This window comes from Granulicella aggregans (assembly GCF_014203275.1).
Lineage (GTDB): Bacteria > Acidobacteriota > Terriglobia > Terriglobales > Acidobacteriaceae > Edaphobacter.
Genome location: NZ_JACHIP010000062.1, coordinates 1 through 4054 on the forward strand (window position 1 = coordinate 1; position 4054 = coordinate 4054).

The following is a 4054-nucleotide window of genomic DNA, read 5'->3' on the forward strand; positions in this document are numbered from 1 at the left end:
AGCCAGTCTCCGGCCAACGTCAACGCCCCCGAACAAGCACCCGTCGTCCAACACCGCCGCAGTCACGGGCGCTAACCCCGAAAGGACTCCCCATGTTTTTCGCTTCGCTGCGCTTGTCCTCCCTACGCGTCCTCACGATCACCGTCGCGGCGGCCGCCGCCGCGCACTCCGTTCCAGCCTTTGCCGCTCCAAACTCCAGAGCCATGTACCAGGCTCTTGTCGCAGACTACCCCCTCACTCAGGTCGGCCAGGTCATGTTCGACACCGACTACACGCGGATTACCAAGCCAGGCGCGATCCTCGCGGTCCGTCTTCCCGGCATCTATGCCGATGTTGCGAACACGAAGAACGCCATCGTCAACACAAACTATGTTAACGGCCAGATCGCCCAGGCCACCGGCTTCGCGGCAGCCTTCGGTGGCACCACAGCGCATTCGAGGACCTTGAATGCCAATGAGAAGGTCTACATCACCCAGATCTTCGTGAAGAAGAACGCCGTGCAACTCGAGCTTTTGACCGTTGATGTCGCCACCCTCGGTGACGGCATGAGCACGCGATACCGTGCAGAGCTAAACGTCAAGCTTCCAGGCTTGGACACCATGACCCCGGAAGATGTGAAGAAGACGATTGACACTGTGATCGCGGACCCTGCCGTCGCTTCAGCCGTCGAGAGCAAGACAGTTAAACTCGGCATGACCCCGGACGAGGTAAAGCACTCGCTAGGCATTCCGGACAAGATCGTGGATCTTGGGACCAAACAGGTCTTCATCTACAAGGACATGAAGGTGATCCTGATCGACGGAAAAGTCTCAGACGTACAGTAGCTTGTTTTGTTTACCGAGGCTCAAAGCGGTCGGCGGGACAGTGGGCAATGTATGAGACGCTAGTTTCATCATGGTCTTCCAAGCGCGGTGTGAAGAGTGGGACAGTTCTCCGTCCGCTCTTTGCACCGCACGTCATTTCCACTGTTCGCTGATATCGAATGGAAGGTGACGTGCTTGTTCAATCTTACAGCCGCTATCTATTCGACGGCTCTTGAGGGCCCCATGCAGATCACATCATCCCTACCGATCACTACCGAGTCCACACGCAGCTTGACTTCGGGCGGCACTTTCAGCCCGGAAGACTATTTGACGGCCGCCGATTTGAAGATGCTTGAATACGTAACGGGAACGGCCAACCTGAGCGCGGCAGAAGGTGATTCTTACGCGAAGACCTTAGCGGAATCGATCGGCTCCCAACGCGAGCAGGGCAAGCTTACTGGGGACGCCGCGTCCATCTATATGCCATCCCAGTTGACCGCAAGCGATGCGAATGTGGTCGAAAAGCTCACTGGAGCGAGCAATATCATCGACGCCGCCCACACCAGCAATACGAGTGTCGCAAACCTAGTCCAGCAGATTGCCGCAGACAGGCAGAGTGGCAACTTGAAGGGTGATCTCACAGTCAGCTATTTCAGAACGACTGCGCGCTACGATCTGAACCGGCTCCTCTTTCATCACTTCAAGGGGATTTCCGTATCGTTTGGGACCGTCTTCAGCTCGATCAAATATCTACAATCCAGCGCTTACAGTGCTTATGAAGCGGCATCTCACCCCACCGAGTAGCGAAGATGTCGGCCAAATGTCGGACCTCTTCTAGGCAAAGCTTGCCTAGCAAGTCGGCACAATATGGCTCGGCAATCATTGGCGATACTATAGCGGTATCCTCAAACGCCAAAGCGTTTGGAGCTATCCCGTTATCAGGATGACTGGCTAGCGCGGTAGAGTCCTCGCCATTTGTCAGCGAACAGTCTTAGGGTCTGCGCACCCAATTTATCGATTTATCGTAACGGGAATCACCTTGAGATCGTAAAATCTTGTCCTGGGCTCCGCGCACCACCCGGGATCACCTGTGTCATTTCTCCTGGACCTTCCCAAAGAAATGAACCTGAGCTAATGCCCCCATACACTGGCCAGACCTCTTCTATTTCCTTGTCCTTCGCTCGATATGTGCCGCGCAACGAGACGTTGACATTGAAAGAATAGGCGTCGTGGTCTTTCCCAGGATCGTTGCATGTGTCTGCTAGCCCAACGATCGTTATCCACTGTCCAGGATCAACAGTGGTCATTCCTGTTGATCCCTCGGGCGCACCATAGAGATTGATCTCTACCGGCACACGCTGGGCACCTGCCGGAGTCGCACATGATAGGGAAACGATGATCGACATGTTGAGGACGGTGTGGTGTCCTGGAGAGCTCTCTACGGTGTTTTCAGCACGGGAGATAGAACTAGGTACTCGAATCGGCTTGCTGGACTGATTTCCGAGTCTGATGGTCTAGTCTACCGACCCCGGCCCTAAATCCATCTTGATGAGTTGGAAAGAAAAGGGGCGCTCCAGTCTGCAGTTATCGCCACACTGTCCAGGCGTCATGTCTTTCTTTAGTTTGTCAGTTCGCCTCGGCTCCGAAATCCCCCGTGCATCCACGTAGCCAGCTTCTTGGGCTACACCAGGCAGCGCGAAGGGCGTCGACAGACCCATTACAAAGATGAGCTTCAGGGGTGACATGAAGCCGCATGAGCGAATCAACGAGATCACCATATTCCAATCTCTTGGTCGAAGGGATCGGGGCGAAATGCAACCTGGACCAACCTAAGAGCACGCCCCATTGTAAAGAAGTGCGTCGCCGACAATGCGAAGGGACCGTGTTTGCCGGGTCACTAGGCAAAGTCTGCCTAGCAGTGCGGTCCCGTTGCCGATCGTATCCGCGCGGCATGCTCCGTTTGTGCAATAGATTACGGGCGTGTAGCGCTTTACGCTACCTGGGAAGAGATGGCAGATGACGTGCTTACAGGATCCAGTGATTCAGAAGGGCAACCAAGCTCAAGGAGATGACTACTCGATCAATCGTCAGCGTGGCTCGGTAAGGAAAAGCCTCTGCGATTCAATCTCTAAACGATTCCAGACTTTATGGGGCATCGCAATGGATCAAACCAGCCCATGCCCTCAGAATTCAAACAGAACAACTCTTCCAGGCAGAGATCAGGAGCACTTCCGATGACAGTAGCAGGTGTAAGCAATTACGGAACTTCCGTTTTAGCAGAGCTTCAGAGTCGCTCGAAAATCACAAACTCACCGGCGGCAAGCTCAACAAGCACAGACTCTATCTCTCTAAGCACAGACAGCATTGATTTCGCTTTGAATGGCGAAGCCCCGGACATAGAAGCATCTACCGCGAATTCGCTTTTCTACGCGGTTAATCAGGACGTTCTATATCCAACCAAAAACCTTGCCAGCGTGGGGAACGCAGTTGATGCCTACACCAATAGTCTGGCCGGTTCCAACGTATACGATAGTTCTTACACTACCCCGTCCGCGCAGTTCCTAACCGACTTGGCCAATTTGAAGACTGCGGCTGCGTCGGGCAACCAAGCTGATACAGAATCGGCCCTTGCCACTGCCAAGGCAGATGCCCCTGATGATGTGACCACCGCGTCGGCAACTGCGATAGCAAGAGGTGATACGTCGGGTCTCGCAGCTCTTCAGGTAGAGGCAACTGCGAATATCAGAGACAATCTCAAGGCCAAGGGATATAGCTCCCAGGATGCTACGGCAGAAGCGATTGCCATTGAAATTAATGGCGATACTTTGAACGCGTCATTCAGCAAAACCTACACAGCACAAACGAGGTTGCAGCAAATCGAAGATCTCAGCCTGTTCGCTGCTGAGAACACCGGGTCCACCAACAGCGTATCGTCGACAACCAGCAGCCCTCTGTTCAACATCTACAAGACTCTGCTAGAGGCGAAGTCCGGAACCGCCACCGATCAGAGCCTTACAAGTCTGGATGCTCAATATGCAGGTCGCACAGCCAACAGTACGAGTACCAATGCCTAAATCAGAGTGAACTACGTCCACTCCAATGAGTGGCGAGCTCTGAAGCCCGCCACTCTTTGTGCTTAGTGAACCCTTCTGATCCGGCTCTGTTGCAAACCTCTTCAGGAAGAGTGAAGATGGGCTGAATCCTAGCGGAGCCGACCATGTCAGAGTTCAAGTGGCGTCATTTTGAAGGCG

At 54.0% G+C, this 4054-nt stretch carries 3 protein-coding genes; all 3 read left to right on the forward strand.

What is annotated here, in order from left to right; translation table 11 throughout:
* Window positions 1–824, forward strand: an 824-nt coding sequence (locus tag HDF16_RS29950; protein ID WP_221313428.1) for a hypothetical protein, incomplete at its 5' end; no start/stop codon positions are given.
* A 222-nt stretch (window positions 825–1046) separates the two neighbouring features.
* On the forward strand, window positions 1047–1607 hold the full coding sequence (locus tag HDF16_RS29955; protein ID WP_221313429.1) for a hypothetical protein: 561 nt from the start codon (window positions 1047–1049) through the stop codon (window positions 1605–1607).
* A 1430-nt stretch (window positions 1608–3037) separates the two neighbouring features.
* Window positions 3038–3877: a hypothetical protein gene (locus tag HDF16_RS29960; protein ID WP_184224600.1), complete on the forward strand. Its 840-nt coding sequence runs from the start codon at window positions 3038–3040 to the stop codon at window positions 3875–3877.
* The last annotated feature ends 177 nt before the right edge of the window (window positions 3878–4054 follow it).